The following is a 5,057-nucleotide window of genomic DNA, read 5'->3' as shown; positions in this document are numbered from 1 at the left end:
ATAACTCCATGTATTGCAAATTCAATAAAATAAATGAGTGCCTTTTCAAACCAAATTAAGTGGGTGACAATCAATCTATATCAGGTCTATCTATCCTTTTTATGAGTTTCTGATGCAGCTTAATTCGGTTTAGATTTTATCGTGGTAAAATCTATTTTTCACTTTTTCAGGTCATGACCTTTTAGGAAATCTTCAAAATCCTTGTTCTTTTTTGAATTTTTAACCAGTTGGTAAATGAAAAATATTGGAAAAAGCATGGGGATAATAAATCCTAATTTTTTTTCCGGAGATAAACTCCAAGCAATAATTCCGAAAATCAGTATTCCGGCAAGAAAACCAATCATAGTTGCGTGGATAATTTTAGATTTTTTTAACTTCTTTTTTTCGACTAATAATTCTTCATCAGTCATCTTGGTAAAACTCTTTTTTTCCATATCAATGTATCTGTAAAGTATTATTCTAAAACCAATACGTGTTTAAAATCCTGACTTACTAATCTACTTTGTTTATTCCTAGTTTTCTCTTGACGTTGTTAAAACTAAAATTACAGATTCCTGTTTAGCTACACCTTATTTTCCTGAATTAATATACTCTGTTTGTAGCATAGGGCTATTTTCATTGCTCAATAACGTATAAAGAATCGGGTCACTCAAAATTTTGGATACCGAAACCACCTCTCCATCGAGGATCACTTGTTGATTCATCAATCGAATGCCATGGCTGTAATCCACATACCAATCTACATGCCCGCTGTAAACGGGCTGGATGGGAATACCATTGAGTTGATGCCAACCGTAAATCACTACTTTATTGGGAGAATTTGTGATACGATTGGATAGGATCACATCCTTTTTAATTCCGGCGATCAGCTGCCCATTTTGACCCATGGCTTCTGATTTTTGCTTTTCTATTTGCTCGTTATGGAGGATAAACTTTTCGATACTTTCATTTTCCCGACCAACTGGTTTGTAAAAAAAGGGAGCAAGTTTCACGGAGGCATTTTCATAAATATGATCTGATATTTTTGATGTGATCATTGAACCACCAAATAAATTAGCTAGTCGCTGAGCTGTGTTTGGGTTCATGGGAATACGGCAAAAATCCTCATTAGATCCAATAGCCAGATAATCCGGCATCACTTCATAAATAAGTTCATGTGACTGACCAAGGGAATCTGTGAAAGTCCCTTTTAGCCGAATAGTTTCTCTTAGAAAATCAGGCATATTTCCAGCTGCAAAGGCTTGGTAGATTTCCTCCTCCCGCTCTTCTAAAGGCAATGGAATCATCCGCTGCATAAAAGCCGAACCGGTTTCTGCATTCGCTTGCCTTGCCTGGAATTGTAAGGGTGGAATGATGCTTTGAGCAAAAGTGAAAAGTGGGAATAGAAAAATAAGTAGGAAAAATGTGGTTCGGATAGACATTAGTTTTGAAACCATGAGAAACTAAAGTTTCTATAAAATGAGAACTTTTACAAAAATGCGAAGATTAAAAGCATCTCTAATTTTACTTCGACATAAACCAATCCATACCATCAGGGTTCTGAAGGTCATGTATTTCTTTGATCACAGTCCATGTGTTAGTATCGATCACGACAAGCTTATTTCCAGCACTTACCGCATAGTATGCTCTTGGACGTATCGGATCGATGAAGATGCCTTCACCCCCGGCACCTACGTCAATTCGCTTTACCTCTTTACGTGTTGCCACATCCCAGACTCTCAGCTCGTTTCCTTGCAACTCATTCATCAATACATATTTTCCGTTCTTCGTAAACTTAATACGGTTGTTCAAACCTCCTTCAAACGAAATAGTACTGACTAGTTTCTTTTCCGGCACGTTAATGATTGATATTTCTTTCGCATGCATATGAAGCGCCCAGAATTCGGTGCCGTCAGGTGATAGCGCCATGCCTTCCATGCGGGTATCACCTGGGAAATTCGTGAAAGTAAAATTTTTCCTGCCTCTTTCATTGGTTACCCGATCAATAATAGAAATCACTTGGCCATTGCTGCTTGCAGTAAAGATTCGCTGTTCATCGGGAGTGACGATGAGCATGTGTGATCCACCGGGGAGCCCGATGACCTCATCAAAGGTCTTGGTTGTCGGATCATAACGTGTGATCAGGCGGTTGGTCTCATGCCCCAGATAAAGATGACTTCCTGCGAAAGTAATCGCATGACGGTCCCCAAATGCACTGATATCAATGGGCTCAACCCGCTTTTGAGAAATCGCATCCACCACTGTGATTCCAGGAAGATTCGAACCGATGTACACGTACTTTCCGTCGGTTGCCAGTTCATGAAGATTTCCTCCTGCCGGAATTCGGGCTACGATTTCCAATGTTTCGGGATCGATAATCACTAGACGGCCCGCAGCCTTCTCGCCCAAAAGCAAGGCCTCTTTCGGAGTAGGGCCAAAGCTCACTACCGGAGAATTTGGATCAACTGCCCGGTTCTCTACTTGGGCTAGTAAGGGTTGTTTCCCAATCAGGAGAAACGTAATCAGAACTAGCAAAAAACAACTTGATTTTATCATGGCTGGAAATTGGATAGTAGTAGTTAAGAAAACCACCTCTTTGGATCGTCCTGTGCTGTCTTGAATGTTGTCTTCTTGTCAACTGCTTGCTGAAAATGCTTTTGAACTTAAAAAACTTTAAAGCTTTGAAGGGTTTTTAGAAGATGAAATAGAAATCATTTGATTATGATTTTTAAGTTTTTATTTCCCCATTCTACTCTTAAACTTTCTCAATTAGAAGAAATCAATTTTGTAACTCTTCCTTCTTCAATGAAAGAAATCCAATTCGCTCACCCATCAATCTGTGCTGATATCCTGAGCCACCTTCCATTTTTGGGGCATCCAAGATAAACTCCACATGTTCCTGAAATAACATCACAAAATCAGAGCCTCCAAAAAGAAAATATCCTAAAGGGTCTCCTTTTTTGACATAAGTTCCAACCTTCACAGATTCTTCAAAATTCACTGAGCTAATTGTGGCCATTCCCACGGGAATTAGTGCAACTAACCCAAATTCCCTTGTTTCCAGTATAATACAACCTCTTGTTTCAAGCATTTGCCAGTCTATACCTGTTGGATTATAAGCGTATCGAAGGTTTTGAGCGTCCCAATTCAGCGTTCCACCTGCCACTCCCAAACCTTGAATCAAACTAACTTCCTTGATTACTCCGCTTAAAGGAAAATGGTAACGGTGGTAATCATTAATGGCTAAAAAAGAATGTATATAAGTTCCGTTTTTAAAAGCTTCTGCATAAGGACTTTCTTCTCCAATCAGTTTGGAAACGGAACGAAAGGTGGCGGATTTAACAGGAATTCCATTCTCAGAAATAATCACTGATTTATCATCAATTTTCCAAGAACCGATTGGTCTAGAATCTGCTGAGGAGCTGACTATTTGATTGTCTTCTGGAGCTGTGATCGGTCTTTCTTCTGGGGAGCGAAGCTTTCTAGCGAAAAAATCATTGAAAGATTTCCAATTTGAAGGATCTTCATACCATGTACTGCTCAATCCAAATAGGGTATCTGATTTTGCCATCTGATAGTAGGTTTCATTCCAAGAATCCTCTGACGAAAGGTAATGTCCCCAATGCTTGTTGAACTTTGTTAACCAGGTAGCAAAAGGTTCAGAATACTGAATGGTGTTATCATAAAGCCCTTTGCCTTCGAGCTCAGGGAGGGGTTGGTTGATTAAAAAATAAAAATATCTCAAGCTTTTACTGATATCAGAATATACCTCGATGCTGTCTTTTTTCTCATATAAACTCCATGGCATGCCGTTTTCTGTTCGAGATACAAAATCAAAATAATGATCCAATGATTGAACTGGATTGGTTTTAGGGTCTGGGTTTACGCGTCTAGCATGTTCTATTGAAGATCGCAATAGATCATTTACTTCTGGATTTGTATTTAAGAGTTCAATTAATTCCTGAGTAATTGGGTTATAACCTGTTTTTATTTCTACGGGATTACAACTATAGAGTATTCCAAAAAGTAAAAGACTCCAGATAAAAGGGCTTAATTTTTTCATCTGTTAAGAAAAATGGTTCTTTCTAAATTAATAAAAACCTAAGAATAATACTATTTAATGAATTGGTAATATCTTGATCACCTGGTGAGTTTTTATTTCTTTTTCCTTTTGTTCAGCCAAACAAGAAATCCGGTGATGGGAAGTGAAGCCGCAATTAAAGAAGCCAAAAAAGCGAATATTCTCCCTGGAAGTCCTAACGCAGAACCAAAATGAATTTCATAAACCAAGAAGTTTATTTGATTAAAAGTACTTCGATTTACAGCTATGCCATTTTGAAAATTTCCTTCAATTAGATCTCCTGTGTATTGATCATGATAATAAAAATTGGTTAGAATAAAATGTGGAATTACAAATCTACCTAGTTATAACAATGTTCGATTTCACAACGAGAGAGGAGTAAAAGACACTTTCCCAAACGAGGACTGGAACTAGTTTAGAGTACTATTTCTGGAGAGGAAAAAAATCATTTGCAATGCAGAGTAAAACAAGCTAGATTATTCTATGAAAAAGAGTTTTCGGAATACGGCTATCTTGATGGTGTTTATTGTTTTAGGAACTCAGTGGGGTTTTTATTCCAGCTACACCAGTCATTTTCCAACTTTCGAAAATGCCACGCCCACAATACATGTCCATGGGGCATTGTTGATGACTTGGTTGGTACTTTTGGTTCTGCAACCTGTACTTCTTTATATGGGTCGCCCAAAGCTGCACCGCAGAATAGGAAAGGTTTCTTGGGTTCTAGGGCCAGCCATTATTATATCCCTCTACCTAATTGGCAAGCATGGCTATTGGCGAGCTATCGAGTTCGATGTACCCATGCATGATACGCTTACTTTTATAGCCTTGGACTCCCGTGGGTTGATCTGCTTTGCTATTTTTTGGACCTTGGCGATGGTCAATCGAAAACAGTCATTACCTCATATTCGGTACATGATAGCTACCGGACTATTGGCCATTGGGCCAGGTATGGGGCGTGGCCTTTTACATAGCTTTGATGCTACTTTGGGCAGCGCTA

6 protein-coding genes are annotated in these 5,057 nt (G+C 38.7%); 1 reads left to right on the top strand and 5 read right to left on the bottom strand.

Going from position 1 to position 5,057, the window contains the following annotated elements:
* Positions 1–158: 158 nt before the first annotated feature.
* From Q0L68_RS16220 to Q0L68_RS16200, 5 genes are all read right to left on the bottom strand, one after another.
* Positions 159–434 (bottom strand): hypothetical protein, encoded by a 276-nt coding sequence (locus Q0L68_RS16220; RefSeq protein ID WP_296705197.1) that lies wholly within the window; start codon positions 432–434, stop codon positions 159–161.
* Between the two features lie 135 nt (positions 435–569).
* Complete coding sequence (locus Q0L68_RS16215; RefSeq protein ID WP_296705195.1) at positions 570–1,436, bottom strand: hypothetical protein; 867 nt, start codon at positions 1,434–1,436, stop codon at positions 570–572.
* A 67-nt stretch (positions 1,437–1,503) separates the two neighbouring features.
* A complete protein-coding gene (locus tag Q0L68_RS16210) occupies positions 1,504–2,535 on the bottom strand; it encodes a YncE family protein (RefSeq protein ID WP_296705194.1) in 1,032 nt (343 codons plus the stop codon).
* Positions 2,536–2,758: 223 nt separating this feature from the next.
* A complete protein-coding gene (locus Q0L68_RS16205) occupies positions 2,759–4,042 on the bottom strand; it encodes a phosphatidylserine decarboxylase (protein ID WP_296705192.1) in 1,284 nt (427 codons plus the stop codon).
* A 92-nt stretch (positions 4,043–4,134) separates the two neighbouring features.
* Positions 4,135–4,278: a PepSY-associated TM helix domain-containing protein gene (locus tag Q0L68_RS16200; protein ID WP_366938414.1), complete on the bottom strand. Its 144-nt coding sequence runs from the start codon at positions 4,276–4,278 to the stop codon at positions 4,135–4,137.
* Positions 4,279–4,732: 454 nt separating this feature from the next.
* On the opposite strand from Q0L68_RS16200, the gene Q0L68_RS16195 reads away from it, so the two are divergent.
* Positions 4,733–5,057, top strand: a 325-nt coding sequence (locus tag Q0L68_RS16195; RefSeq protein ID WP_296705191.1) for a hypothetical protein, incomplete at its 3' end; no start/stop codon positions are given.

The sequence above is a fragment of the Algoriphagus sp. genome, from assembly GCF_024642405.1.
Taxonomy (GTDB): domain Bacteria; phylum Bacteroidota; class Bacteroidia; order Cytophagales; family Cyclobacteriaceae; genus Algoriphagus.
Note: the sequence above shows the minus strand (reverse complement) of the source record. Positions and strands in the feature narration are given on the sequence as shown.

What these genes read in the sequence shown, in the direction of transcription:
- Q0L68_RS16220 (WP_296705197.1), bottom strand. Translation starts at nt 434, where the DNA reads ATGGAAAAAAAGAGTTTTACCAAGATGACTGATGAAGAATTATTAGTC.
- Q0L68_RS16205 (WP_296705192.1), bottom strand. Translation starts at nt 4,042, where the DNA reads ATGAAAAAATTAAGCCCTTTTATCTGGAGTCTTTTACTTTTTGGAATA.
- Q0L68_RS16210 (WP_296705194.1), bottom strand. Translation starts at nt 2,535, where the DNA reads ATGATAAAATCAAGTTGTTTTTTGCTAGTTCTGATTACGTTTCTCCTG.
- Q0L68_RS16215 (WP_296705195.1), bottom strand. Translation starts at nt 1,436, where the DNA reads ATGGTTTCAAAACTAATGTCTATCCGAACCACATTTTTCCTACTTATT.